Source organism: Cupriavidus sp. BIC8F, from assembly GCF_032465815.1.
In the GTDB taxonomy this organism is placed as follows: Bacteria; Pseudomonadota; Gammaproteobacteria; order Burkholderiales; family Burkholderiaceae; genus Cupriavidus; species Cupriavidus necator.
This window is the reverse complement of the sequence record NZ_CP136095.1, coordinates 2415167-2440208: the sequence shown is the minus strand read 5'-3', so window position 1 is coordinate 2440208 and position 25042 is coordinate 2415167. Positions and strand designations below refer to the sequence as shown.

Below are 25042 nucleotides of genomic sequence, written 5' to 3'. Positions count from 1 at the left end.
TATGAGAGCGTTACGCCAAGACCGAATAGTGCAGAGACAGACCATGACGACCGATTCGCCGCAGGAAGACACGCAGGAAGGCGGCCAGGAGGGCGCCCAGGAGAGCGCCCAGGAGAGCGCCCAGGAGAGCGCCCAGGACAAGTACATCGTGCCGGGGCTGGAGCGCGGCCTGCGGCTGCTGGCCGAATTCAGCAGCCGTGAGCGCACCTTGTCGGCGGCCGAGCTGGCGCGCCGGCTCAAGGTGCCGCGTTCGACCGTGTTCCGGCTGCTGGCCACGCTGGAAATGATGGGCTTCGTCGAGCGCACCGACGGCGGGCGCGAGTTCCGCCTGGGCATGGCGGTGCTGCGGCTGGGCTTTGACTACCTCGCTTCGCTGGAGCTGACCGAGCTGGGCCGCCCGCTGCTGGACCGGTTGCGCGACGAGATCCACTATCCGTGCAACCTGGTGGTGCGCGACGGCCGCTCCATCGTCTATGTGGCCAAGTCGGTGGCCTCGCGCCCGTTTGCCAGCACGGTCAACGTCGGCACGCGGCTGCCGGCGCACGCCACCGTGCTGGGCCGCGTGCTGCTGGAAGACCTGTCGCTGGCGGAACTGCGCGCACTGTATCCGGAAGAGCGCCTTGAGGTGTATTCCGAAAGCACGCCGCGCACCGTCGAAGAGCTCTACGACATGGTCCAGCGTGACCGCCAGCGCGGCTATGTGCTGCATGAAGGGTTCTTCGAGGCCAGCATCTCTACCATCGCGGCGCCGGTGCGCGACCGCAGTGGCAAGGTGGTGGCGGCGCTGGGCGCGACCATCCCGGCCTCGCGCATCGATCCGGACCAGCTCGACAACGTGGTGGAACAGGTCAGGCGGGCGGCGGCCGAGCTGTCGCGCCTGCTCGACTACCGGCCGGAGGTGCCGAAGCCGTTCGCCTGACGGCAACGCGCGCCGCCTGCCATCCGATGGGAAGCAATATGCAGCAATGCAAGACATACAACAGGCCGCCGCGCCGGCGGCAATGGCTGGTTGGCACGGCGCTGGCCGCAGCGCTGGCGGCGTGCGTGCCGTGGCAGGCGGCACAGGCCGCCGGCTGCGCCAACGTGCGCATCGTGGTGCCGTTCCCGGCCGGCGGGCCGGCCGACCAGCTCGCGCGCACGCTGGCGCACGGGCTGCAGCAGCGGCGCGGCACGCCGTTCGTGGTCGACAACAAGCCTGGCGCCAACGGCAATATCGGCATCGACACGGTGCGGCGCGCACCGGGCGACGGCTGCACGCTGCTGGTGGCCCCGGCGGGCAACCTGACCATCAACCCGACGCTGATGCCGGCGCTGAGCTACAGCGTCGAGCGGGATTTCCGGCCGGTGTCGTTGCTGGCGGGCTCGCCCAACGTGCTGGCGGTGCATCCGTCAGTGAAGGCGAATTCCGTGCAGGACCTGGTCAAGCTGGCACAGCAGGCAGAAAAGTCCGGCAAGCCGCTGGGCTACGCCAGCCCGGGTGTCGGCAGCGGCCTGCACCTGGCTGGCGAACTGTTCCGCAACAAGGCCGGTATCACGCTGCTGCACGTGCCCTACAAAGGCACCACGCAGGCGCTCAACGACGTGGTGGGCGGGCAGGTGCCGGTGCTGTTCGGCACGTGGCCGACGCTGGCGCCGTTCATCCAGTCCGGCGCGCTGCGCGCGCTGGCGGTGACGCAGTCCAGGCGCTCGCCGGCCGCGCCGAACGTGCCGTCGCTGGCCGAGCAGGGCGTGCCCGGCATCGACGTCAGTTCCTGGTATGCGCTGCTGGTGCCCAAGGCCACGCCGCAGCCGGCGGCCGATGCGCTCGGCGCCGACGTGCGCGCGCTGCTGGCCACGCCCGCGGCGCGCGCCGAGCTGCAGCGCCAGGGGATGGAGCCGGTGGGCAGCACGCCGCAGGCGCTCGAGGCCCGCATCCGCGAGGAAACCGCGGCATGGGCGAAGCTGATCAAGGCGTACGGGATTACCGCGGAGTAGTGGCGCAGCGGTATCCCATCAACCCCGACAGGTCGCGCGCGGCCTGCCTGACTTCCTTCTCCGCGCGCTCGCGCAGCGCGCCATCGGCTTCAAAGCGCTGCTGCGGCCCCGCCACGCTGATGGCGGCGATCACGTCGCCGTCGGCGCCGCGCACCGGCGCCGCGCAGGAATCGATGCCCGGTTCATAGGCGGAGAAGCTCCAGGCGCAGCCGCGTTCGCGGTCGGCGGCAAGGATATCGGCCAGCCGCGCGTGGGTGGCCGGGCTCTGGCCGGTGACCGTCGGCAGGGGATCGGGCCCGAGCAGCTCGCGCAGCGTCTCCGGCGGCAGTTCGGCAATCAGCATCCGCCCCGGCGTGGTCAGGTGTGCGGCCACGCGGCTGCCCACCTGGATATTGCTGACCAGCGAGGCCGCGGGCATCTGCCGCAGCAGGTAGAGTGCATCGCCGCCATCGCGCACGGCCAGGTAGGCCGACAGCTGCAGCGACGCGCTCAGCCGGGCCAGCACGCGTGCGGCAAAGCTGGTCAGGTCATTGGTGGCCAGCACGCGCGAGGCCAGCTTCAGGAAGTTGAAGCCGACCTGGTGCCCGCCTTGCGGCAGGCGTTCCACCATGCCCTCATGCTCCAGTGTGTCCAGCAGCCGCATCACGGTGACGCGGTTCACGTCGATGCGCCGGCCCACTTCGCTCAGGTTGGCGGTGGCGCCGCCCTCGGCGATGAAGCGCAGCAGGCGCAGGCCGCGGATCACCGGTGAGACCAGCTGGGCTTCGCGGGCGTCCTCAGTATCGCCATCGTCGGCAAGGTCAGGCTGTGGGCGGGACTTGGGCATGGTGGTGTCTGCTGTCAACGGAAAACGGCCGCGCAGGCGGCCGTGCTGGCGGAAACGATCGCCGCGGCCTCAGCCGAGGGCGACGTTCCAGGCGTCGTAATCGTACACCCAGTCGGCATTGCCGCCTTCCTTCAGCCAGGCATTGCTGCGCGAGCCGATCTGGATGCGGCTGGTGCGTTCATGGCGCGCGGCCTGGTAGCGCGCCAGCGCGGCGGGCACGCCTGCGGCACCGCCGGGTGCGGCATCGGCAATGCAGCGCGCCAGCACCACGGCGTCTTCAATCGCCATGCCGGCGCCCTGCGCCATGAACGGCATCATCGGGTGGCAGGCGTCGCCCATCAGCGTGACCGGGCCGGCGCACCATGCCGGCAGCGGGTCGCGCACGTACAGCGCGGAGATCAGCACCTCGTCGCAGGCATCCAGCAGTGCGCGCGCCTCGGGGTGGAAGCCGGCATAGGCGCTGCGCAGGTCTTGCACGCGGCCCGGCGTGGTCCAGGACTCATGGCGCCAGGCTTCCTGCGCGACGGTGGCGAAGATAAAGATGTCGCGGCCGCGGTTGAGCGGGAAGGTGACGATCTGCGTGGTGGCCTCCGGGCCCCACCATTTGGTGAAGGCGCCCAGGTTGGGCACGCCGGCGAGGCGCTCGGCCGGAACGACCGCGCGGTAGGCCACCACGCCGGTGAAGATCGGGCTTTCCTGGCCGAACAGGGTGGTGCGCACGGTGGAGTGGATGCCGTCGGCGCCGACCAGCACATCGACGCGCTCCTGCGCACCATTGGCGAAGCGCAGCGTGGCGCCATCGGCATGCGGCTCGATGGCCACGGCCTTGTGGCCAAGGCGCACGCATTCGGCCGGCACGGCGGCCTCCAGCGCGGTCATCAGGTCGGCGCGGTGCATGGTCAGCTGCGGGGCGCCGTAGCGGCGCTCGGCGTCTTCCTGCATCGGCAGGCGGGAAGTTTCTTCGCCGGTGTCCCACATGCGGCTGATGCGGTGGCTGGGGCGTGCGGCGGTTTCGCGCAGGGTGTCGCCGATGCCTAGCCCGTCGAGGGCGCGTACGGCGTTGGGGGTCAGGTTGATGTCGGCGCCTACGCGGGCGAAGCGGGGGGCTTGTTCGTAGACGGTTGCGTCCATGCCGAGCTTGCGCAGTGCGATGGCTGCGGCGAGGCCGCCGATGCCGGCGCCGTTGATTCCGATCTTGAGGGGCATTTTGTCTACCTGCTGGTTGTGCGTTCAAAAATGAACTATATGTTCATAAAAATATATGAGCGTGAGAGGTGAACAGTCAATTAAGGGTGAACCCTAGGAGCGCTGGTTTTCAGTCTTTGGCGGGATGGGGCTGGGGCAATGCGGTCGGTTTGTGGCTTCTGGCAGCGTGGCTGTTGCGCCGGCGTAGCCGGCGAGTCACTTTTGTCCGAGCGACAAAAAGTAACCAAAAAGCGCGTCGCCTATGCGGCTGGCAATCAATTCCACGGCGTTGGTGGTTCGCACGGTGGTGCTTGCCGTTTGGGCGTGGGTGCCCGTTCGACCCTGCTACGCCATGTGAGTGTGGGATAGTGCCTGCGTTAACCCACTATTGAACGATCCCCATGCAGGGCGTAGGCCGCCTGCTGCAAACGGCATTGCGGGGACGCCTACGGCTGCTGCGCAGGCCCAAAGTGCCCTGTCGTCTTTTTTTGCGCTTGCGCGGAGCGCAGCCAAAGGCGTTGATGCGATATCGCCAAGCCCCCAAATAAACAGCCGCACACAGCGGCTGCTCTTGAACCCATCACTGGTACAGGACCCCTCAAAGCCCCAACACAAGCTTCGCAATGATATTGCGCTGGATCTCATTAGACCCCCCATAAATCGAAGCCTTGCGATAGTTGAAATAGCGCGGCGCCAGCACGGCAGCATAATCCGGCCCGACCTGCGGCGCGGCCTCGCGCCCTTGCAACGCAGCCCACGTATCCTGCACGAACGGCAACGCAGCCGGCCCTGCGGCTTCCACCGCAAGTTCGCTTGCCGCCTGCAGAGTCTCAGTGCCCGTGAGCTTCAGCATGCTCGACGCAGCCCCGATCGAGGTCCCGGATTCCACGCCTGAGAACATCCGCAACTCAACCGCTTCAAGCGCGGCAGCACGCAGGTGCAGCCCCGCCAGCTTGCGGCGGAAGGCGGGATCGTCCAGCAGGCGGCCACCGTCGTCGGCAGGCTGCTCCGCGGCGATGTCCGCAATCTTCGACAGCTGCTTGCGCAGCATCGGGCTATACGTACCGCCGCGCTCGAACTCCAGCAGGTACTTGGCATAGGTCCAGCCCTTGCCTTCCTCCCCGATGCGGTTCGCCACCGGCACGCGCACATTCTCGAAAAACACCTGGTTCACTTCCTGCTGCCCGGTCATGGGACCGTCCAGCGTCGGCAGCGCCGACACCGTGATGCCGGGCGTATGCATATCGAGCAGCAGGAACGAAATCCCTTCCTGGCGCTTCGATTCTCGGCTGGTGCGCACCAGGCAGAACATCCAGTCGGCCCACTGCGCATGCGTGGTCCAGATCTTGGAGCCGTTCAGGATGTAGTGCTCGCCCTCGCTGTCAGTGCCATGATCGGCGCGCATCTGCAGCGAGGCCAGGTCGGAGCCGGAGTTCGGTTCGGAGTAGCCCTGGCACCACCACACATCCGAGCTCAGGATCGGCGGCAGGAAGCGCTGCTTCTGTTCAGGCGTGCCGTACTTCATGATCACCGGCGCCACCATCTTCAGGCCCATCGGCGACACCGGCGGGCAGCCGGCGGCGGCCAGTTCGGACTGGAAGATAAAGCGCTCGGTCGAGGTCCAGCCCGGGCCGCCGTATTCCTTGGGCCAGTTCGGCGCGGCCCAGCCGCGCGCGTGCAGCGCCTTCTGCCAGCGCAGTTGCGCGGCCTTGTCGAGATAGCCGTTCTTGGACTGCGCCATCATTGCGCGCAGGTCGGCGTCATAGGCCTGGGCGATCCAGGCGCGCACGTCTTCGCGGAACTGCTGGTCTTGCGGGGAGAAATCGAGATTCATCGACGGGCCTCGCTGGGTAATCGTCTGTGTTCGGGGATGCCGGCTTCAGGCCGCGGCCTGGGCGGGGTAGAGCAGGTCGGCGTAGCGGCGCAGGTGGTGCTCGGCCGAGCCCAGCTGCAGGTCGATCGCGGTGACGCGCTTGAAGTAGTGGCCCACGGCCAGCTCTTCGGTGACGCCCATGCCGCCGTGGATCTGCACCGCCGCCTGGCCGACAAAGGCGCCGGCCTGGCCGGCCTGGATCTTGGCCGCGCACGCCGCCTGGGCGCGTGCCTGCGGCGCGCTGGCGGCCTGCATCGCCGCCACCTGGGTCAGCGCCACGGATTGCTCCAGCTGCATGTACATGTCGGCCATGCGGTGCTGCAGCACCTGGAAGGTGCCGATCGGCACGCCGAACTGCTTGCGCTGGCGCGCATAGTCGATGGTGTCGGCCAGCATGCGCGCCATCGCGCCATTGGCTTCGGCAGAGAGCGCGACCATGGCCTCGTCGCACAGCTGTTCGATTAGCGCAAAGGCCTCGCCTTCCGCGCCGATACGCTGGCTGGCTGGCACCTGCACGTTGTCTAGCAGCACCTCGGCGGCGCGCAGGCCGTCGAAGGTCGGGTACTCGCGCAGCGTCACGCCCGGCGTGTCGCGTGCAATCCAGAACAGGCTGATGCCGTCCCGGTCGCGGCGTGCGCCGGAGGTGCGGGCGCTGACCACCAGGTGGGTGGCGAACGGCGCGCCGACCACGGCGTGCTTGTGCCCGCTCAGCTTGTAGCCGTTGCCCTGGCGCGTGGCGCTGGCCTGCACGTCGTGGCGGCAATAGCGGCTGGCGGGTTCGGCATGGGCCCAGGCGGCGGTGGCTTCGCCGCCGATGATGGCCGGCACCCACTGCGCGGCCAGTTCGGAGCTGCCGTGCATCAGCGCGCCGCCGCCCAGCACCACGGTGCCCAGGTAGGGCTCCAGCACCAGGTGGCGGCCCAGCTGTTCCATCACGATCATGTGCTCGGCCGCGCCGCCGCCCAGGCCACCCAGCGTCTCGGGGTAGGCCGCGCCGAGAATGCCGAGCTCGCGGGCGAATGCGCGCCAGCAATCCGGGCGCCAGCCCGCGGCGGACCGCACGGCAGCGCGGCGGGCTTCGAAATCATAGTGGTCGGCCAGGTAACGCGCGAGCGTGTCGCGCAGCATCGACTGTTCTTCGCTGAACTGGAAATCCACCTTGGCTCCTTCGGAATGGGGGAGGCGTGATTGCGGTAGTCTGGCTGGCATCATCCTGCCGGGCCGCGCCGGTGGCGCATCGTCGCATCGGACGAAGCTGCCCGCGGCGCGTGCGCGGCCCTTTTTTGCGGCACTGCGGCAAAACGGTGGCGGGACCGCTTCGTCGCTTCCGACGATGGTTGAACTGGCCGACGTTCCGAGAATGCGGGATCGGCATCCGCCAACACACCGACACCCGTCGAGGAGTTCAACGCCATGCATCCGCACATCCACGCGCAGCGCACGCCCGAAAAGCCAGCCGTCATCATGGGTGGCAGCGGCGCAGTCGTCACCTACCGCGAACTGGACGAACGCTCAAACCAGGTCGCCCATCTGTTCCGCAGCCAGGGACTGCAGCCCGGTGACCGCGTGGCGTTCATGGTCGAGAATCATCCGCGCCTGTTTGAACTGTGCTGGGGCGCGCAGCGCAGCGGCATTATCTATATCTGCCTGAGCACGCGGCTGAACGTGGCCGATGCCGCCTACATCATCAATGACAGCGGCGCGAAGCTGCTGGTCACCACGCACGCGCAGGCCGAGGTCGCGGCAGCCCTGGTCGGGCAGACGCCGGCGCTGCGCGGCAGGTTGATGCTGGACGGCACCGTGCCGGGCTATGACGCGTACGAGACCGCGCTGGCGCGCTGCCCGGCAACGCGCATCGATGGCGAAGTGACCGGCGGCGACATGCTGTATTCGTCCGGCACCACTGGCCGGCCGAAGGGGGTGTATGCGCCGCCGTCGAGCGCGAATATCGAAGAACCCACGACCCTGACCAGCCTGTGCCAGCGGCTCTATGGCTTCGATGCCGAGACGCGCTACCTGTCGCCGGCGCCGCTGTACCACGCGGCGCCGCTGCGCTACAACATGGCCGTGCAGGCGCTGGGCGGGACTGCGGTGGTGATGGAGCATTTCGATGCCGGGCACTACCTGCAGCTGGTGCAGCAGCACCTCATCACGCATACGCAGCTGGTGCCGACGATGTTCTCGCGAATGCTCAAGCTGCCCCAGGCGCAGCGGCAGGCCTCTGACGTGTCGTCACTGCGCGTGGCGATCCACGCGGCCGCGCCGTGCCCGGTGCAGGTCAAGGAAGCCATGATCGCGTGGTGGGGGCCGGTGATCTGGGAGTACTACGCAGGGACGGAGGGCAATGGCGTGACCGTGGTCAGCACGCCGGAGTGGCTGGAGCGCAAGGGCACGGTGGGCCGGGCCATGGTCGGCAAGCTGCGCATCTGCGGACCGGACGGCGCGCTGCTGCCGCCGGGCGAATCGGGCACGATCTACTTTGCCGAAGGCCGCGCCTTTGCGTACCACAACGACGAGGCCAAGACCGCGGAGTCGCGCCACCCGCAGCAGCCGGACTGGAGCACCATCGGCGATGTCGGCTATGTGGATGCGGACGGCTACCTGTACCTGACCGACCGCAAGGCCAACATGATCATCTCCGGCGGCGTCAACATCTACCCGCAGGAGGCCGAGAACCTGCTGATGACGCATCCCAAGGTGATGGACGTGGCCGTGATCGGCGTGCCCAACGAGGACTTCGGCGAAGAGGTCAAGGCCGTGGTGCAGCCGGCCGACATGGGCCAGGCCGGGCCCGAGCTGGCCGCGGAACTGATCGCGTTCTGCCGCGCGAACCTGTCGGCCATCAAGTGCCCGCGCTCGGTAGACTTCGAGTCCGAGCTGCCGCGCCTGCCGACCGGCAAGCTGCTCAAGCGGCTGCTGCGCGACCGCTACTGGGCCGGCCACACCAACAAGCTGGTGTAGGCCACTTGCCGCCGCCCGCATTTTCGCGAGTGCGGCGGTTTACGTCATAATCCTCCGTTACATCACAGCCACGGCCGCCCGGCTGCATCCGCAGCGCGGGCGGCGCATCGCGCGGCCTGCAACGGCAGCGATGTGCGGGAGACGACAACAGCCAATGGCAAGTATCGAGGAGACCGGACGGCGCACGCCGCCGCCCGCCGGCGCCGCATCGCTGGCGGCCAAACTGCGTCCGCCGCTGCTGACCCCGTTCCAGGTCGAGCGCGCGGCGATCTGCGAGACCGTGTGTGCGGCCGGCTTCGTCAAGCTTGTGCTGGTGCGCGCACCAGCGGGCTTCGGCAAGACCACGGCCATGCTCCAGTGCCGCGCGCGCCTGGAGGCCGCGGGCGGGCGCACCGCCTGGCTGACGCTGGATCGTTCGGATAATGATGCCTCGCGCTTTCTGGGTTCGGTCGAAGCCGCCATCGCGCAGGGCCTGGGCGGCGGCGGGCCCGGCCGGTCCGCACACGGGGCGCTGGCCCAGGATCCCGGCGAGCAGGCGCTCGCGCTGATCGACCGCCTGGCCAGCCACAATGGCGCCTTCACGCTGTTCCTCGATGATTTCGAAGCGATCCAGAACGCCACCGTGACCGGGCTGGTCTGGCAACTGGTGGACAGCCTGCCGCCCGGCTGCCGCGTGGTGATCGGCACGCGCTGGGTGCCTGAATCCGGCCTGGGCCGCTTGCGCGCGCGCGGCGAGCTGCTTGAGATCGAGCCCGCGCAGCTGCGCTTTTCCGCCGGCGAAACCGCATCCTTCCTGCGCCAGGCGCGCGGGCTGAAGCTGGAGCAGGCGGCCATCAGCGTGCTGCACCGGCGTACCGAGGGCTGGGCCACGGCCTTGTGGCTGGCGTCGGTGGCGCTGGAGCGGCGCAGCCAGCCAGAGGGCTTTATCGCCGGCTTCTCCGGCTCCAACGCGGCGATTGCCGATTACCTGGTCGAAGACGTATTCCTGCACCTGCCCGAGGCGGTGCGCGACTTCCTGCTGCGCACCTCGATCCTGGACCAGTTGTGCGGGCCGCTGTGCGACGCCGTGTGCGAGCCCGCGACAGCTGGCAGCAGCGACGAAATCCTGGCCTGGCTGGAGCGCGCCAACCTGTTCCTGCTGCCGCTGGAGAGCGAGCGCTATGGCGAGCGTGGCTCCGGTGCGGCATCGGAGCAGTGGTACCGCTATCACAGCCTCTTTTCCGGTTTCCTGCGCGGCCAGCTGGCGCAGGCCATGCCTGACGCCGTGCCGCAGCTGCACCTGTCGGCATCGCGCTGGTATGAGTCGCAGGGTCGCCCGGTGCCCGCCATCGAGCATGCCTTCGCGGCCGGTGCGCTGGCGCACGCGCTGCCGTTGCTGGACGGCGCCGCGGACGACCTGCTGGCGCAGGGCCGCATGCGCCTGCTGACGCGCTGGCTGGAGGCGGTGCCGGCCGAGGAACTGGCGCGCTGGCCCAAGCTGCAGATCGCGCGCGTCTGGGCGGTGTCGTTCACGCGCGGCCCGGCCGAAGCCATTGCCCTGCTGCAGCAGATCCCCACCGAGGGCGCGGCCGGCGACCTGCTGGCGCATATCCGCGCGCTGCGCCATATGCTGCTGAACATGATGGACCGCTTCGACGATGCGCGCGCCTTCGCCCGCAATGAGCTGCCGCCGTTGCCGATGGGCTATGCCTTCCCCGATGCGATCCTGGGCACGTCGATGGCGCGCCTGGCTGCAGTCGCCGGCGACTACCCGGAGGCACGCCGGCTGCTGCAGGTGGCGCGGCACGCGGTGCGCGGCTCGGACAGCAATTTCAACAAGATTTTCTCGGAGTCGGTCGAAGGGCTGATCGACCTGCGCCAGGGGCGGCTGCAGCAGGCGCTGGCACGGTTTCGCATCGCCGCCAGCACGATGCTGCCGAACCGCTTCGGGCCCACCAACGGCAATGCCATGGCCGGCATCCTGCTGGCCGAAGGCCTGTACGAGAGCGGTGATTCCGAGCGCGCCAGCCGATTGCTCAACGTCTACCTGCCGCTGTCGCGCGACCTCGGGCTGCCTGACCAGATCATCACCGGGCACACGGTGCTGGCCCGCATTGCCTTCGAGCGCGGCGAAGCCGACCAGGCGCATGAATGGCTGGCGCAGCTGGAAGCGCTGGGGCACCACCGCGGGCTGACGCGGCTGGTGATGGCGGCAATGCTGGAGCGCGCACGGCTGGCACTGCGCCAGGGCAATGTCCACGCGGCGCAGGAGGCGATTGAACGCGCCGCCGATCCGGCGCTGTGGCGCACGCGGCCCGGGGTCAGCTCCTTTGCCAGTGATGTCGAGGACATCACCCTTGGCCGGCTGCGGCTGGACCTGCATGCGCGCCCGGGCACGCCGGTGCGCGAGGCCATCGAGCGCGAGCTGACGGCTGCTGCCGGCAACCAGCTGATGCGCCGTGCGCTCAAGCTGCGCATCCTGCTGGCGCAGGCGTGCCAGCGCACTGGCGACGGCGCGCACGCGCTGGTGGTGATGGGCGAGGCGCTGCGTTTCGGCGCTGCCGAAGGCTTTGTCCGCATCTTTGCCGACGAGGGCGACGATGTGCGCAGGCTGGTGGCCGATGCCTGCTCGCGCCAGTCTGCCAGCCTGCCTGCCCCGTACGTGGAAAAGCTGCTGCAGGCCTGCGGCCAGGCCGGGGGCGAGCAGGCCGCCGGTGCGGGCCGGCCGGCACCGGCCGCACTGGTGGAGCCGCTGACGCCCAAGGAGCAGAAGGTGCTGCAGCTGCTGGCCGAGGGCTATTCCAATGTGGCCATGGCCGAGCGGCTGTTCGTGTCCGAAACCACGGTGCGCACGCACCTGCGCAATATCAGCGCCAAGCTGCACGCCAGCAACCGCACCCAGGCAGTGGCCATCGCGCGCCAGCTCGGGCTGCTCTGAGGCCGCGCCGCAGCCGAAGGCTGCGCGCGCGGTTGCGGCTCAGATGCCCATGAATTCCGTGAATTCGTCCAGCGGCGCGCGCACGGCGCGCAACTGGTTGGCGGGCGCCTCGGGGTCTTCGTAGCCGATCGCCATGCCGGTGAACAGCATCCGTTCGGCCGGCAGCGACAGGAACTTGCCGATGGTCTGCGGGTACATCGCCCAGCATTCCTGCGCGCAGCTGTCCAGCCCTTCTTCACGCAGCAGCAGCATCACCGTCTGCAGGTACATGCCCAGGTCCGACCATTGCGGCGGGCCCATGCGGCGGTCCACGGTGCAGAACAGCGCCAGCGGCGCGCCGAAGAAGGTGAAGTTATTGGCAAACTGGGCCAGCCGCCGCGCCTTGTCCTCGCGCGGGATGCCGAGATAGTGGTAGAGCGCCTCGCCCACCTGGAAGCGGCGGTTGCGGTAGGGCGAGACCAGCTCGCGCGGGTAGATGTCGTACTCGCGCTCTTCACCCGCGGGCGCCTGGGTGATGCGCTCGCGCATGATGGCGCGCAGCCCCTCCAGGGCCTCGCCGCCGACGACATGGATATGCCAGGGCTGCAGGTTGCCTCCCGAGGGCGCGCGCGCGGCGGCGTCGAGCACGCGCCGGATGGTGGCGGGCGCAACGGCCCGGGGCAGGAAGCCGCGGACGGACTTGCGGCTGGCGACGGCTTGGCTGACGTTCATGCGAATTCCGGAAAAGTTGATTGACGGGCGCGCTTCAGATGAAGGGCGGCTCGCTGGTCCAGTCGAAGAAGTCCGGCATGTCGTGCGACACGGTCTCCGGGAAGGCGGCAGGGCGCTTTTCCAGGAAGGCGCTGACGCCTTCCTTCACGTCGGCGGAGCGCCCGCGCGACTGGATCGCGCGGCTGTCGAGCTTGTGCGCTTCCATCGGGTGGCTGGCGCCGGCCATGCGCCAGATCAGCTGGCGCGAGATCGCCACCGAGACCGGCGCGGCATTGGCGGCGATCTCGCGGGCAATGGCCTGGGCGGCAGGGAGCAGGTCCTCAGGCGCGTGCAGCGAGCGCACCAGGCCGCGCTCATGCGCTTCCTGGGCCGAGAACACGCGGCCGGTATAGCACCATTCCAGCGCGGTCGAGATGCCGACCACGCGCGACAGGAACCACGACGACGCCGCTTCGGGCGTGATGCCCCGGCGCGCAAAGACAAAGCCGAACTTGGCGTCGGTCGATGCCAGCCGGATATCCATCGGCAGCTGCATGGTCACGCCCACGCCGACCGCGGCGCCGTTGACCGCGGCGATCACCGGCTTGAGGCTGCGGAAGATGCGCAGCGACACGCGCCCGCCGCCGTCGCGGTGCGCGGTATCGGGGCTGGCGCCATAGCGCTTCTCGAAGTCGAAGGTGGAGCTGCCGCCGGACAGGTCGGCGCCGGCGCAGAAGGCCCGGCCCGAGCCGGTGACGATCACGGCGCGCACATTGTCGTCGGCATCGGTGGCGTCGAACGCGGCGATCAGCTCATGCATCATCTGCGCGGTGAACGCATTGAGCTGGTCCGGGCGGTGCAGGGTGATGGTGGCGACACCGTCTGCAACGGCGTAGCGCAGGGTTTCGAATGAAGGCGTGGCTTGCGTCATGAGGGCTCCTGCCGGGAAAGGGGGAGGGGTGCCGGGATGGGGAAGACGGCACGGGGGCTCGCCCAACACTAGTGCAGAATGCGCCGCCCGCAATCGTCGCTTCCGACGAAGCCGGAAATCGGCGCCCGGTCGTAGACTGACGGGGATCAAGCGGCAGGACCGGCACACCCACAGCCACACCGTAGCACCGTGCGTGCGCGCCCTGCCAGCGCAGACAGCAAAGGGACATCCATGAAGACACGAATCACCGAACTGCTTGGCATCCGCTACCCGATCATCCAGGGTGGCATGCAATGGGTTGGCTACGCCGAGATGGCCTCCGCCGTTTCCGACGCCGGCGGGCTGGGCATCCTCACGGCGCTGACGCAACCCACGCCCGAGGACTTGGCCGAAGAGATCCGCCGCTGCCGCGAGATGACCGACAAGCCGTTCGGCGTGAACCTGACCCTGCTGCCGTCGATCAACCCGCCGCCGTATGCGCGCTACCTCGACGTCATCATCGAGAGCGGCGTCAAGGTGCTGGAAACCGCCGGCAACAACCCCAAGGAACATATCGCGCGCGCCAAGGCCGCCGGCATCAAGGTGATCCACAAGTGCGTGGCGGTGCGCCATGCGCTGTCGGCCGAGCGCCTGGGCGTGGACGCGGTGTCGATCGACGGCTTCGAGTGCGCCGGCCACCCCGGCGAGGACGACGTGCCCGGCATGGTGCTGATCCCGCAGGCGGTGCGCAAGCTGTCGATCCCGGTGATCGCCTCCGGTGGCATCGCCGACGGACGCGGCATGGCAGCGGCACTGGTGCTGGGCGCCGAGGGCGTCAACATGGGCACGCGCTTCTGCGCCACGCGCGAGGCGCCGATTCACGACAACGTCAAGAAGGCGCTGGTGCAGGCCAGCGAGCGCGACACCAACCTGATCTTCCGCACGCTGCACAACACCGCGCGCGTGCTCAAGAACGCCGTGTCGGACGAGGTGGTGAGCATTGAACGCCGCCCGGGTGGCGCGCAGTTCGAGGACGTCAAGCACCTGGTCGCCGGCGTGCGCGGCAAGGCGGCGCTCAAGGCGGGCGAGACCGACGGTGGCATCATCAGCGCCGGCCAGTGCGTGGGCCTGATCGACGATGTGCCCAGCTGCCAAGAGCTGATCACGCGCATGGTGGCCGATTGCCGCGAGCACCTCAGCGTGGCCTCGCGCTTCTTTGCCTGACGCCATGGCCGAGGCCGAGATCGAGGCGGCGATGACCAGGGCCATCGCCGAGCCGGGCGAAGCTGCCGGCGGGGACGTGCCGGAGGGCTTCGTCCCGCTGCGCCGGATGAGCGGCTACATGGCAGGTTTCGGCCAGCTCTACCTGCATGCGGAGCGCCGCACGCTGGCGGTGCGGATCGACGAGAGCCACCTGAACAACCTGGGCATCCCGCACGGCGGCATGCTGGCGACGCTGGCCGATACCGCCATCGGCATGATGATGTCGCTGGAAACCGGGCGCTCCAAGAGCGCGGTGACCGTCAACCTGAGCCTGGACTACCTGGATTCCGCGCGCCTGGGCGACTGGGTCGAGGCCCGCGTGGAGTTCGACAAGCTCGGCTCGCGCCTGCGCTATGGCACCTGCCGGCTGGTCAGCGGCGAGCGCTGCCTGCTGCGCGCGACCGCGATCTTTGCGGTGCTGGCGCCGCGTACCTGAGGCCTGCGGCAAACTTCGTCGCTTCCGACGACGCTTGCCGCCACCCGCCGCGCAACAATGCAAAGCGACACTGCCGGCGCCAGATGCCGGCACTCCGGACAACACCATGGCTGCCCCGGCAGCCTGCACCGAATCAGGGAGATCACATGGCAGAGGCATATATCGTCGCGGCGGTCCGTACCGCCGGCGGCCGCAAGGGCGGCAAGCTGTCGGGCTGGCATCCGGCCGACCTGGCCGCACAGGTGCTGGACGCGCTGGTGGAACGCACCGGCGCCGACCCGGCGCTGGTCGAAGACGTCATCATGGGCTGCGTGAGCCAGGTCGGCGAGCAGGCCGGCAACGTGGCGCGCAATGCCATCCTGGCCTCGCGCCTGCCTGAAAGCGTGCCCGGCACCTCGGTGGACCGCCAGTGCGGTTCGTCGCAGCAGGCACTGCACTTTGCCGCGCAGGCAGTGATGTCCGGCGCGATGGACATCGTCATCGCCGCCGGCGTGGAAAGCATGACGCGCGTGCCGATGGGCCTTTCGTCGCAGCTGCCGGCCAAGAACGGTTTCGGCGTGCCCAAGAGCCCCGGTGTCGAGGCGCGCTACCCCGGCGTGCAGTTCAGCCAGTTCACCGGCGCCGAGATGATCGCGCGCAAGTACGGCCTGTCGCGCGAGCAGCTGGATGCCTACGCCCTGCAGAGCCACCAGCGCGCCATCGCCGCCACCAAGGCGGGCCGCTTCACTGCCGAAATCCTGCCGGTGGAAGTGCGTACGGCTGACGGTGCTAACGGGGAAATGCACACCACTGACGAAGGCATCCGCTATGACGCCACGCTGGAAAGCATTGGCAGCGTCAAGCTGATCGCCGAAGGCGGCCGCGTGACTGCCGCTTCCGCCAGCCAGATCTGCGACGGCGCCGCCGGCCTGATGGTGGTCAACGAGGCCGGACTGAAGAAGCTCGGCGTCAAGCCGCTGGCGCGCGTGCACACCATGACGGTGATCGGCCATGATCCGGTCGTGATGCTGGAAGCGCCGCTGCCGGCCACGGAAGTCGCGCTGAAGAAGGCGGGCCTGCGCATCGGCGATATCGACCTGTTTGAAGTCAACGAAGCCTTCGCCCCGGTGCCGCTGGCCTGGCTGAAGGCCACCGGCGCCGATCCGGAGCGTCTGAACGTGCATGGCGGCGCGATCGCGCTGGGCCATCCGCTGGGCGGCTCGGGCGCCAAGCTGATGACCACGCTGGTGCATGCGCTGCATACGCACGGCAAGCGCTACGGCCTGCAGACGATGTGCGAAGGCGGCGGGCTGGCCAATGTGACCATCGTCGAGCGTCTGTAAAGCTGTAGCAGCCGGGGCGTGCCGCGCCGGCACGCCCCGCGAGGATTGCTGCGGCAAGAGGTAGTAAAGGGAGAAGGACCGGCGGCGCGGGCATGTCAGAGTGTCCGCGCCAGCAGCCGGAAAAAAAGGCCGCGGTATCGCGGCCTTCTTGTTTGCGGTGTGTCGCGCGTCAGGCGAACGTCACTGCGCTGCGCCGGTCGGCGCGTTCCAGGTGCGGCACGTTGTTGAAGCTCAGCAGCCGCTGCACGCCGCGGCCGACGATGATCTCGCAGAACGCCGTATTGCGGAATTGCAGGTTCATCTCGATGGCGGCCTGGGCCGGTGCGCCAAGCAGGTCGGCCGTGGCACGGCCGATGGCGCCACCGGAGCTCACCACCAGGATGGCATCCTCGCGCGTCGTGCCTTCGCTCGCGTGCGCCAGGGCGCCGGCAATGCGGGCGCCGAAATCGGCCCAGCTCTCGGGCATGTCGGCCAGCCCGTCCTGGGTCCATGCGGCGTAGGCCGCGCGGAAGGTGCGCCAGTAATCGTTGTAGTCGCCGTTCTGGTGCGCGCGGTGGTCGGCGCCGCCGGTGTGGCAACGGTACAGCGCCTCGCCGTCGTATTCGTTCAGGCCCGGGTGCGAGACGATCGGTGCCTGCGGCTGACCCATGCCGGCCAGGATCTCGCTGGCGGTGTCCTGCTGGCGCACCAGCGTGCCGGCTACCACGCGGCTGAAGCTGACGCCGCGCTCCTGGAAATACTCGCCCAGCCAGCGTGCCTGCTGGCGGCCGGTCGGCGACAGGCAATCGTAGTTGGCGGCGCCAAACGAGGCTTGTCCGTGCCGGACGAGGAAAAGCGTGGCCATGAGCGGTCCCGGTGAACGTTGAGGCGGATAGGGCTGCGCCCGGCGCGCCGTTTTGCGGCAGGCCGGGGGCGCCGGGCACGGGGCCCGGCGTAGGCACATTCTAGGGAGGGACGGCGCGCCAGCCAAGCAAGCGCTGCGCAATTCATGGCAGCCATGGCCTGGCTGCATTACCGCGGGTCGCGTGGGCCGGTGGTGTGCTCAGGCCGGCTCTGCGCAGGTGATGCCGAGATAGCCGGCCAGCAGGCGGTTGAGTTCCGGGATCATCTGTTCGTCGTCGAGGTGCAGTGGGCCGGAATCATTGAGTACGGCATTGACCAGCACGCTGAACACCGCCTGCATGGCAAAGCGCACGCGTAGCTCGGCGGTCTCGGCAGGCATCGCCAGCCGTGGCACCAGCAACTGCACCATGCGCTCCACGATGGCTTCGCCGCTCTGGCGGTGGGGCACCCATTCCTCGGGCCGCGTGGACGCATGCCGCAGCGATGCCCGGATCACGCCGCGGTTGGCCAGGGTGCCGAGCACCATGAAGCGCGTGGCCTTTTCCAGCAGCACCGGTGTCGGCACGTCCTCCCAGCGCTCCTGCGCCAGGTAGCGCTCGGTCGACGCGGCAGTTTCTTCCATCACCAGCGCGCGCAAGGCCTCGAAATAGGCCATCTTGTCGCGGAAGCGCCCATAGAAGGCACCCACCGACACCTGGCACGCCGCGGCGATCTGCGCCACGGAAACGGCGGCAAAGTCACGCGAGGCAAGCAGTTCGCGGCCCGCGCCCAGCAAGGCTTGCTCGGTCTCGCGGGCACGGCGCTGGCGCGGCGGCTGCAGGATCGAGGGGGTATCGATACGGGGAAAGGAGGCGTTGGCGGTGAGGCCGGATTGGGTCGCTGACATAGGCACTCCGTATTCGAATTCTGATTCGAATTTGAAAATACCGGTGCGCGCCGCGACGCGTCAAGGGTTTTGTCGGGTGGTGGCCCGGCGTGGCGGGTGGGTGGGCTGCGCCGGAGGTGGCGGCGCGGCGCGCACGCCGCGCCGCTTGCGTCAGCGCGGGTCAGAGCGAGCCGAACACGGTGCCCAGTCCGTAGGTGAAGGCTGCCGCCATGCCCCCGATCAGCACCTGCCGCAGCGCCGAGAACCATCCCGGGCGGCCATTGAACGACGAGGTGCCCCAGCCCACCAGGCCAAGGCCGGCCAGGCACGCGACGATGCTGCCGAACTGCGCCGATGGCCCTGCGGTCACGAGGAACGGCAGCAACGGCACCAGCGCACCGCTGCTGTACAGCACGAAGGAAATCACCGCCGCCTGCACCGGGTTGCCGCCGCGCTCCTGCGGGTTGATACCCAGCACTTCGCGCGCAAATGTGTCCAGGGCCGCGCGCGGGTTGCGCATGATCTCGTCGGCGGCGCGCTCGGCGTCGGCCGGCAGCACGCCCTTGCCCACGATCACCGCGACCAGCCGCTGCCGAGCCCGGGCGGCATCATGCGCGAGCTCGTGCGCCATGTCGCGCAGGCGCTTGTTGTTCATCTCGCGGCTGTTGGTCACCGACAGCCATTCGCCCAGAGCCATCGAGCAAGCGCCCGCGGTCAGGCCCGCCAGCCCGGCCAGGATGACGGCCTCGCGCGAGGCCGCCGCGCCCTCCAGGCCCATCACCAGGCAGAAACTGGACACCAGCCCGTCGTTGACGCCCAGCACGGCTGCGCGCAAGGCGTTGCCGCTCGGTCGATGGAGCAGGCGCCGCACGCGGGTGCCGAAGCCGGTTGGAGTGGGGCCGCTCGACAGGGGCATGGTCTTTTGGCGATGGAACGTGGTCAGTTGAAGCGCGGGCCCAGGTCATCCCGCATCCATTCGATAAAGGCGCGCGTGCGTGCCGGCAATAGCCGTGCATGAGGATAGATCAGCGACAGCGGCCATGCCGGTTGCTCGAAACCCTCCAGCACGATGCGCAGTTTGCGCGCCTCGACCAGTTGCGCGACCTGGTAAGACAGGAAGTGGCCGAAGCCCGCGCCTTCGGCACAGGCAGCCACGGCGGGCGCGGTCTGGTTGAATTCCAGGTTGCCGGACACCTGCACGTGGAACTCGCGGCCGTCTTCCTGGAAGGTCCACCAGTGCGCGTGGTTGCCGGTGAAGCGCACGCAGTTGGCGCTGGCCAGTTGCTCGGGATGGCGCGGCACGCCGTGCTTGCGCAGGTAGGCGGGCGTGGCCACCACCACGCGGCGGATGCGGCCGACGGTCTGCGCCACCAGCGTGGAATCAGCCAGCGGGCCGATGCGCACGCCCACGTCCAGGTCTTCTTCAAGCAGGTTCACCACGCGGTCGGTGAATTCCATGCGGCAGCGCACGCGCGGATAGCGCTGCACGAAACGCGTGACCGCCGGCGCCACATACATCTGCCCGAACAGCACCGAGGCGGTCAGCGTGAGCTGGCCGCTGGGTTCGACATGGCTGGCGGTCAGGCCGGCCTCGACCTCGTCGATGGTGGCCAGGATGCGCCGGCAGCTGTCCAGGTAGCTGCGCCCCTCGCCGGTCAGTGACAGCCGCCGCGTGGTGCGGTTGAGCAGCCGGACCTGCAGTTCGGATTCCAGCGCCGCCAGCGTGCGCACCACCGCCGGCAACGAGGTATGCAGCGTCGTGGCGGCTGCCGTCAGGCTGCCCTCGTCGACGATCCGCACAAAGGTCTGCATCGCGCGTAGCTTGTCCATGGCGCCACACATTACTCCATTTTTTGGAGTAGTCAAATATCAATTGCCCTATTTATTGCAACGGGTCCGGCGCCCAGAATCCGGCTATCCCAACCGTTGAGGAGAGTGCCATGCAAGAGACCAACCGCCCCGCCAAGCCGCTGGTGCTGTACCGCTCGCCGGTGTCCGGCCACGCCCATCGCGCAGAACTGTTCCTGGGGCTGCTGGGCCTCCCCTACCGGCTGGTGGACGTCGACCTGCGCGGCGGCGAGCAGCGCGGCGAGGCCTTCCTGCGCATGAACCCGTTCGGCCAGGTGCCGGTGCTGGATGATGACGGCGTGGTCGTCGGCGATTCCAACGCCATCCTGGTCTACCTGGCCACGCGTTATGACGACGGCCGCTGGCTGCCGCGCGACCCGGTGGGCGCGGCGCGCGTGCAGCGCTGGCTGTCGGTGGCCGCCGGCGACATTGCCTTCGGGCCGGCGGCGGCGCGCCTGGGCGTGCTGTTCGGCAGGCCGGTGGCGATGGACGATGCCATCGCCCGCGCGCAACGGCTGTTCACGCTGATGGAAACCCTGCTCGCCGGGCAGCCGTTCCTGGCGGCCGACCATGCCACCGTCGCCGACGTGGCCGCCTACAGCTATATCGCCCGCGCCGAGGAAGGCAACGTGCCGCTGGCGCCGTACCTCGCGCTGAATGCCTGGCTGCGCCGCATCGAAGCCTTGCCCGGCTTCGTGCCGATGCTGGTGTCGAAAGTCGGCCTGGCCGCGTAGCGCCTGCCGGTCCAGCGTATCGCCAATCTATCGGACAAGGACAAGGAGCCCGTCATGGATCTGCCCACATGGCCGCACGCCGGCCTGCCATTCCACGCCGGCGAACTGGCCGCCCAGGAGCGCGCCGGCAAGCGCGAACGCATGGCCGCGTCCGGCCCGCGGGTGATCCGTGGCGAGATGCCGGAGCAGCACCGCACGTTCTTTGCGCAACTGCCGTTCCTGCTGGTTGGCGCCGTCGATGCCGACGGGCAGCCCTGGGCCACGATGCTGGCCGGGACGCCGGGGTTTGCGCATGCGCCTGACGCCACGCACCTGCGCATCGACACCGTGCCGCTGCCGGGTGACCCGGCGGCCCCGGCACTGGCGCAGGGCGCGCGTATCGGCCTGCTCGGGATCGAGCTGCCTACGCGCCGGCGCAACCGCATGAACGGGATCATCGTGGCGCGCGACGAGGGCGGGATGACGGTCGAGGTCGAGCAGAGCTTTGGCAACTGCCCGCGCTATATCCAGTTGCGCGACGTGAGCGTTGCCGAGCCGGTGCCCGCGCCACCCGCCTGGCACGGTGACGCGCTGGACGAGCAGGCGGTGGCCTGGCTGCGCGGCGCCGATACCCTGTTCATCGCCACCAGCCACGCCGCATCGCCGCAGGACGAGGGCGAGCACACCGGCGGCACCGATGTCTCGCACCGCGGCGGCAAGCCTGGCTTTATCCGCGTGGACGAGACCGGCACGCTGACGTTCCCGGACTTCAACGGCAACAACTTCTTCAATACGGTCGGCAACCTGCTGGCCAATCCGCGAGCCGGGATTCTGGTGCCGGATTTTGCCGATGGCTCGCTGCTGCATGTGGGCGGGCGCGCCGAGGTGATCTGGGAGGGCGATGAACTGGCGTCATACGCCGGTGCCGAACGGCTGGTGCGCCTGCATGTCGAGCGCGTGGTGCGGCGTACGGCGGTATTGCCGCTGCGCTTCGGTTTTCGCGAATATTCGCCGGTGCTGGCGGACACGGGCGCGTGGCCGGCGCGTTGAGTCCGGTGGTCCAGGCCAGGAAACTGTCATAAAAATGACATCCAAAAGTCACAAAAGAGTCACAATGTCGGCTGGCGACTGTCCGTAGCACGCCGACCAGGGCGCTGGCGGGCAGCCCTGTATCAAGAAGAAAACAACCGTGGACAAGACGAAGAACAAGCCGCAAGCCCGCCGGGACATCCTGAAACATGCACTGCTGGCCCTGGCCGCCGCGCCGCTGGCGCTGGCGGCGGGGACCGCGCAAGCGGCCTGGCCGGAAAAGCCGATCCGGCTGGTGGTGGCATTCCCGCCCGGCGGCCCCGTCGACACGCACGCGCGCCTGCTGGCCGAAAAGCTGCAGCCGGTCCTGGGCCAGACCATCGTGATCGACTACAAGGCCGGCGCCGCCGGCAATATCGGCTCGGACAACGTCGCCAAATCCGCGCCGGATGGCTACACGCTGCTGCTGGCCAACACCGGGCAGATGGCCATCAACAATTCGCTCTATCCCAAGCTGCCCTACAGCATGCCGAAGGACTTCGCGCCGGTGGCACGCACGGCGCTGATCCCGCTGGTGATGGTGGTCAACAACAACGTGCCGGCGCGCGACCTGAAGACGTTTATCAGCTATGCGAAGGCCAACCCGGGCAAGCTGAACTTTGCATCGGGCGGCAGTGGCGGCATCTCGCACCTGATGCCGGAAATGTTCAAGCAGGCTTCGGGCACGTTCATCGTCCATATCCCGTACAAGGGCAGCTCGCCGGCGCTGACCGACGTGATGGGCGGCCAGGCGCAGATGATGGCCGACTCGATCCCGCTGTTCATGCAGTACATCAAGGCGGGCAAGGTGCGTGCGCTGGCGGTGACGTCACCGCAGCGCTCGCCCGCGCTGCCGGATGTGCCGACGATGCAGGAGGCCGGGCTGAAGGGCTTCGAGGTGGTGGGCTTCTACGGCATGCTGGCGCCGGCGGGCACGCCCAAGGACGTGGTCGCGCGCCTGTCCGGTGCCTTGCGCACGGTGCTGGCCGACCCTGACACCAAGGCGAAGCTCGAGCAGCAGGGTGCCGAGCCCGCATGGCAGTCGCCGGAGGCCTTTGCCGCCACGATCGCAGCCGAGCAGAAGCGCTGGGGGCAGGCGGTGAAGGCATCGGGCGCCAGTATCGATTGAGCCGGGCTGGCACCCGCGGGCGCCGTGGCTCAGCTGTGCCCCCGATATTTCAGGCTGGCGCAGTGGCCGATGAGCGTGGTGATGCAGCAGGCATCGCCGCGCCACTCGCCGCCGATCACGATGCCGTCCTGGCCGGTCACCAGCTTGCGCTGGCATTGGCCCGGCACCGGCGTGCGCTCCATGCCGGCATCGCGCGGGCCGCTGCCCGGCGCGCGCGCGGGCGCAACCGAATCGTTCCAGACATAGGCCGTGCCGGAGGGCAGCGCCTGCATCGCTTGCGGTGGACCCCACTGGCGCTTCGCCTCATCGATGGGGATGTTTTTCCAGGAGTCGAAGACGTCCTGCATGGCGCTGGCCTCCAGGCCGGCGCAGGCACCGGTGATGGCTGCCGCCCACAAGACGGCCAGGCTTGCACGCACGCTGGCGGCGCCGTGGGCCGTTTCGGCAGGAGGGACTGGGTTGGCTGGCATGTAAGCTCCGCGTCGGCGCGGCCGGCTGCAAGGGCCGGCCTGTGCAGGCTAACGGAGCCGCGTGTCTCGCTGCAAGCGCGCTCTGCGCGATGACGTACAGAGCGTGGCCGGCTTCAGTCGGCGAACAAGCCCAGGGGTTGCTGTGCGGCAGCCGACGGCGCCTTGCGGGCAGTCTGCCCGGCCGGGAGGCGTGCCGGGCGTGGCGCCTCGGCGGGGGCCTCGGGGGCGGTCAGCGTGAACGGTCTGTGCACGGACAGCGGCATCGCCTGTGGCATCCATTGCGCCAACCGCGGCGCGAGGATCTGGTATGTATCGAGGTCGAAATACGCTGGTGCCGCCGCCAGCGCCTGCGCTTCTTCCAGCGTGGCTGCGCAGCCCAGGTAGCACCAGTCGTCGGCGACATGCCACCAGGCGCGTCCGTCGTGCTGCTCGCGCCAGGCGGCCGGGCCATCGAAGGGCCAGGGCATCAGCGCGATCGGCGCCAGCGCGGCGGCTAGCCGGGCGCGGTGCGCGCTCGACGGCTCGGCGCCGACGCAGGCACCGGCGCAGCGATGGACCTGGCGCGCAAAGCAGGGGCTGCCATGGCGGGTGGTTTTCTCCAGCGACAGCGTGGCCAGGCACAGGCCGTGCTCCTGCGCCAGTGCGCGCAAGCGAGCCTCGGCCGCGCCGCGGCTGCCGAACACGCCGAACAGGTCGCGATGCCGGCAGAAATCCGTATCGCGATCCGAGCGCAGGCGCGGCACCGACAACTGCTGCGGCAGTTCCCAGGCAAAGAGCCGGGCATTGCGGCGCAACAGCTGGTTGTGCACTGGCTGCATTGCCTTGACCAGCCGGGCCTCCAGCAGCAGCGCGCCGGTCTCGCCGCCGGTCTCGCGCCATTCCACGCGGCGAACCAGCCGGGCCAGCCGCATGTCCTTGCCGTACCGGTAGTCGCCGGAGAAATGGGCGCCGATCCGTTGCCGCAGGTGCACGCTCTTGCCGACATAGAGTGGCACGTCCTGGTCGCCATAGAAGATATAGACACCGGGCGCCGCCGGCACGTCTTCCAGCGCGGTTTCGTCCAGCCCGGCCGGCAGGCTGGCCCGCCGCACCAGCGTGCGCACGGCCGATTCGACCAGGTCGACAGAATACGTGGCATGGATCTTCTGCCAGAACTGCCACAGCAGCTCGGCATCGGCCAGCGCGCGGTGGCGGCCCTTGGGCGTCAGCCCGAAGCGTGCGATCAGCGCGTCCAGGCCGTGGCGTTCCACGGAAGGGAACAGCGAGCGCGACAGCCTTACCGTGCACAGTACGTCGGCCCGGAAGGTCACCCCGGCACGCCGGAAGGCGTTCTTCAGGAAGCCATAGTCGAAGCGCGCGTTGTGCGCCACGAACAAGCGGCCTTGCAGGCGCTCGGCAAGCGATTCCGCCAGTGACTCGAAGGTCGGCTGGCCGCGCACCATCTCTTCAGTAATGCCGGTCATGCGCTGGATGAACGGCGGGATCGACATGCCGGGGTCGAGCAGGGTGTCCCATTCAACGATGCCGTCCGGGCCGACTTCGACCACGCCGATCTCAGTAATGCGGTCGCGCTGGGCGTCCGCGCCGGTGGTCTCCAGGTCGACAAAGACAATAGGGCGCGACAGCGCCGCGGCGAGAGACTGGGCGTCGAACAGGCGCGCACCGTCCGCTGGCAGGCGTGACGGCAGGTAGGTAGGCATGTCAGGCATCTGCCGATTTTAAGGGCGCGCTGACGGCGGCACGAAGAAG

At 68.9% G+C, this 25042-nt stretch carries 22 protein-coding genes; 10 read left to right on the top strand and 12 right to left on the bottom strand.

From position 1 onward, the window contains the following. The first annotated feature begins 43 nt into the window (after nt 1-43). Together RS901_RS31310 and RS901_RS31305 are read left to right on the top strand one after the other, a co-directional pair. Nucleotides 44-919 (top strand): IclR family transcriptional regulator, encoded by an 876-nt coding sequence (locus tag RS901_RS31310; RefSeq protein WP_316154441.1) that lies wholly within the window; start codon nt 44-46, stop codon nt 917-919. 38 nt (nt 920-957) lie between these two features. Continuing rightward, nucleotides 958-1974, top strand: coding sequence for a tripartite tricarboxylate transporter substrate binding protein (locus RS901_RS31305; RefSeq protein ID WP_316154440.1), 1017 nt, complete (start codon nt 958-960; stop codon nt 1972-1974). Here the strand turns inward: RS901_RS31305 and RS901_RS31300 are convergent. The 4 genes from RS901_RS31300 to RS901_RS31285 all read right to left on the bottom strand — a co-directional run bounded on the left by RS901_RS31300 (nt 1961) and on the right by RS901_RS31285 (nt 7016). After that, complete coding sequence (locus RS901_RS31300) at nt 1961-2800, bottom strand: IclR family transcriptional regulator (protein ID WP_316154439.1); 840 nt, start codon at nt 2798-2800, stop codon at nt 1961-1963. The genes RS901_RS31305 and RS901_RS31300 overlap by 14 nt on opposite strands. Nucleotides 2801-2869: 69 nt before the next feature. Next, on the bottom strand, nt 2870-4006 hold the full coding sequence (locus RS901_RS31295) for an FAD-dependent monooxygenase (protein WP_316154437.1): 1137 nt from the start codon (nt 4004-4006) through the stop codon (nt 2870-2872). A gap of 577 nt (nt 4007-4583) precedes the next feature. Next, nucleotides 4584-5819: an acyl-CoA dehydrogenase family protein gene (locus tag RS901_RS31290; protein WP_316154435.1), complete on the bottom strand. Its 1236-nt coding sequence runs from the start codon at nt 5817-5819 to the stop codon at nt 4584-4586. 45 nt (nt 5820-5864) lie between these two features. Then, nucleotides 5865-7016, bottom strand: a complete 1152-nt coding sequence (locus tag RS901_RS31285) for an acyl-CoA dehydrogenase family protein (protein ID WP_316154433.1) — start codon at nt 7014-7016, stop codon at nt 5865-5867. A gap of 255 nt (nt 7017-7271) precedes the next feature. Between RS901_RS31285 and RS901_RS31280 the strand changes: the two genes are divergently transcribed. Together RS901_RS31280 and RS901_RS31275 are read left to right on the top strand one after the other, a co-directional pair. Further along, on the top strand, nt 7272-8819 hold the full coding sequence (locus tag RS901_RS31280) for an AMP-binding protein (protein WP_316154431.1): 1548 nt from the start codon (nt 7272-7274) through the stop codon (nt 8817-8819). A gap of 154 nt (nt 8820-8973) precedes the next feature. Then, on the top strand, nt 8974-11736 hold the full coding sequence (locus RS901_RS31275) for a LuxR C-terminal-related transcriptional regulator (RefSeq protein ID WP_316154429.1): 2763 nt from the start codon (nt 8974-8976) through the stop codon (nt 11734-11736). Nucleotides 11737-11775: 39 nt separating this feature from the next. Here RS901_RS31275 and RS901_RS31270 read toward each other — a convergent pair whose 3' ends face one another. Together RS901_RS31270 and RS901_RS31265 are read right to left on the bottom strand one after the other, a co-directional pair. After that, nucleotides 11776-12447, bottom strand: coding sequence for a nitroreductase (locus RS901_RS31270; protein ID WP_316154427.1), 672 nt, complete (start codon nt 12445-12447; stop codon nt 11776-11778). 34 nt (nt 12448-12481) lie between these two features. After that, nucleotides 12482-13357, bottom strand: a complete 876-nt coding sequence (locus RS901_RS31265) for a crotonase/enoyl-CoA hydratase family protein (RefSeq protein WP_316154425.1) — start codon at nt 13355-13357, stop codon at nt 12482-12484. A gap of 231 nt (nt 13358-13588) precedes the next feature. Between RS901_RS31265 and RS901_RS31260 the strand changes: the two genes are divergently transcribed. The 3 genes from RS901_RS31260 to RS901_RS31250 all read left to right on the top strand — a co-directional run bounded on the left by RS901_RS31260 (nt 13589) and on the right by RS901_RS31250 (nt 16357). Continuing rightward, entirely contained in the window at nt 13589-14560 is a 972-nt protein-coding gene (locus RS901_RS31260) for a nitronate monooxygenase family protein (RefSeq protein WP_316154423.1), read from the top strand. A gap of 4 nt (nt 14561-14564) precedes the next feature. Then, the gene (locus RS901_RS31255) at nt 14565-15035 is read left to right on the top strand and encodes a PaaI family thioesterase (protein WP_316157332.1); all 471 of its coding nucleotides are present in this window, start codon (nt 14565-14567) and stop codon (nt 15033-15035) included. Between the two features lie 146 nt (nt 15036-15181). Next, on the top strand, nt 15182-16357 hold the full coding sequence (locus RS901_RS31250; protein ID WP_316154422.1) for an acetyl-CoA C-acetyltransferase: 1176 nt from the start codon (nt 15182-15184) through the stop codon (nt 16355-16357). A 169-nt stretch (nt 16358-16526) separates the two neighbouring features. Here RS901_RS31250 and RS901_RS31245 read toward each other — a convergent pair whose 3' ends face one another. The 4 genes from RS901_RS31245 to RS901_RS31230 form a co-directional block, all read right to left on the bottom strand. Next, nucleotides 16527-17201, bottom strand: coding sequence for a histidine phosphatase family protein (locus tag RS901_RS31245; protein WP_316154420.1), 675 nt, complete (start codon nt 17199-17201; stop codon nt 16527-16529). Between the two features lie 198 nt (nt 17202-17399). Then, nucleotides 17400-18086: a TetR/AcrR family transcriptional regulator gene (locus RS901_RS31240; RefSeq protein WP_316154418.1), complete on the bottom strand. Its 687-nt coding sequence runs from the start codon at nt 18084-18086 to the stop codon at nt 17400-17402. A 160-nt stretch (nt 18087-18246) separates the two neighbouring features. Then, nucleotides 18247-18981 carry a VIT1/CCC1 transporter family protein gene (locus RS901_RS31235; RefSeq protein WP_316154416.1) on the bottom strand — a complete coding sequence of 245 codons (735 nt, stop codon included), beginning with the start codon at nt 18979-18981 and terminating at the stop codon, nt 18247-18249. 23 nt (nt 18982-19004) lie between these two features. After that, nucleotides 19005-19907, bottom strand: coding sequence for a LysR family transcriptional regulator (locus tag RS901_RS31230; protein WP_316154414.1), 903 nt, complete (start codon nt 19905-19907; stop codon nt 19005-19007). Between the two features lie 98 nt (nt 19908-20005). Here RS901_RS31230 and RS901_RS31225 point away from each other — a divergent pair, with 98 nt between their 5' ends. The 3 genes from RS901_RS31225 (at nt 20006) to RS901_RS31215 (ending at nt 22823) form a co-directional block, all read left to right on the top strand. Beyond that, nucleotides 20006-20647 carry a glutathione S-transferase gene (locus RS901_RS31225; protein ID WP_316154411.1) on the top strand — a complete coding sequence of 214 codons (642 nt, stop codon included), beginning with the start codon at nt 20006-20008 and terminating at the stop codon, nt 20645-20647. Nucleotides 20648-20701: 54 nt separating this feature from the next. Then, nucleotides 20702-21676, top strand: a complete 975-nt coding sequence (locus RS901_RS31220) for a pyridoxamine 5'-phosphate oxidase family protein (RefSeq protein ID WP_316154409.1) — start codon at nt 20702-20704, stop codon at nt 21674-21676. A 139-nt stretch (nt 21677-21815) separates the two neighbouring features. Next, nucleotides 21816-22823, top strand: coding sequence for a tripartite tricarboxylate transporter substrate binding protein (locus RS901_RS31215; protein ID WP_316154406.1), 1008 nt, complete (start codon nt 21816-21818; stop codon nt 22821-22823). A 29-nt stretch (nt 22824-22852) separates the two neighbouring features. Here the strand turns inward: RS901_RS31215 and RS901_RS31210 are convergent, their stop codons facing one another. Both RS901_RS31210 and RS901_RS31205 read right to left on the bottom strand, forming a co-directional pair. Continuing rightward, on the bottom strand, nt 22853-23293 hold the full coding sequence (locus RS901_RS31210) for a hypothetical protein (RefSeq protein WP_316154404.1): 441 nt from the start codon (nt 23291-23293) through the stop codon (nt 22853-22855). Nucleotides 23294-23406: 113 nt separating this feature from the next. Then, nucleotides 23407-25002, bottom strand: a complete 1596-nt coding sequence (locus RS901_RS31205) for an exonuclease domain-containing protein (protein ID WP_316154401.1) — start codon at nt 25000-25002, stop codon at nt 23407-23409. Between the last annotated feature and the right edge of the window lie 40 nt (nt 25003-25042).

Bases quoted from the DNA above. Each gene is read 5' to 3' on its own strand.
- RS901_RS31230 (WP_316154414.1), bottom strand. From the start codon at position 19,907: ATGTGTGGCGCCATGGACAAGCTACGCGCGATGCAGACCTTTGTGCGG.
- RS901_RS31245 (WP_316154420.1), bottom strand. From the start codon at position 17,201: ATGGCCACGCTTTTCCTCGTCCGGCACGGACAAGCCTCGTTTGGCGCC.
- RS901_RS31310 (WP_316154441.1), top strand. From the start codon at position 44: ATGACGACCGATTCGCCGCAGGAAGACACGCAGGAAGGCGGCCAGGAG.
- RS901_RS31295 (WP_316154437.1), bottom strand. From the start codon at position 4,006: ATGCCCCTCAAGATCGGAATCAACGGCGCCGGCATCGGCGGCCTCGCC.
- RS901_RS31235 (WP_316154416.1), bottom strand. From the start codon at position 18,981: ATGCCCCTGTCGAGCGGCCCCACTCCAACCGGCTTCGGCACCCGCGTG.
- RS901_RS31265 (WP_316154425.1), bottom strand. From the start codon at position 13,357: ATGACGCAAGCCACGCCTTCATTCGAAACCCTGCGCTACGCCGTTGCA.
- RS901_RS31240 (WP_316154418.1), bottom strand. From the start codon at position 18,086: ATGTCAGCGACCCAATCCGGCCTCACCGCCAACGCCTCCTTTCCCCGT.
- RS901_RS31220 (WP_316154409.1), top strand. From the start codon at position 20,702: ATGGATCTGCCCACATGGCCGCACGCCGGCCTGCCATTCCACGCCGGC.
- RS901_RS31305 (WP_316154440.1), top strand. From the start codon at position 958: ATGCAGCAATGCAAGACATACAACAGGCCGCCGCGCCGGCGGCAATGG.
- RS901_RS31210 (WP_316154404.1), bottom strand. From the start codon at position 23,293: ATGCCAGCCAACCCAGTCCCTCCTGCCGAAACGGCCCACGGCGCCGCC.
- RS901_RS31275 (WP_316154429.1), top strand. From the start codon at position 8,974: ATGGCAAGTATCGAGGAGACCGGACGGCGCACGCCGCCGCCCGCCGGC.
- RS901_RS31280 (WP_316154431.1), top strand. From the start codon at position 7,272: ATGCATCCGCACATCCACGCGCAGCGCACGCCCGAAAAGCCAGCCGTC.
- RS901_RS31250 (WP_316154422.1), top strand. From the start codon at position 15,182: ATGGCAGAGGCATATATCGTCGCGGCGGTCCGTACCGCCGGCGGCCGC.
- RS901_RS31225 (WP_316154411.1), top strand. From the start codon at position 20,006: ATGCAAGAGACCAACCGCCCCGCCAAGCCGCTGGTGCTGTACCGCTCG.
- RS901_RS31260 (WP_316154423.1), top strand. From the start codon at position 13,589: ATGAAGACACGAATCACCGAACTGCTTGGCATCCGCTACCCGATCATC.
- RS901_RS31290 (WP_316154435.1), bottom strand. From the start codon at position 5,819: ATGAATCTCGATTTCTCCCCGCAAGACCAGCAGTTCCGCGAAGACGTG.
- RS901_RS31270 (WP_316154427.1), bottom strand. From the start codon at position 12,447: ATGAACGTCAGCCAAGCCGTCGCCAGCCGCAAGTCCGTCCGCGGCTTC.
- RS901_RS31300 (WP_316154439.1), bottom strand. From the start codon at position 2,800: ATGCCCAAGTCCCGCCCACAGCCTGACCTTGCCGACGATGGCGATACT.
- RS901_RS31255 (WP_316157332.1), top strand. From the start codon at position 14,565: ATGGCCGAGGCCGAGATCGAGGCGGCGATGACCAGGGCCATCGCCGAG.
- RS901_RS31205 (WP_316154401.1), bottom strand. From the start codon at position 25,002: ATGCCTGACATGCCTACCTACCTGCCGTCACGCCTGCCAGCGGACGGT.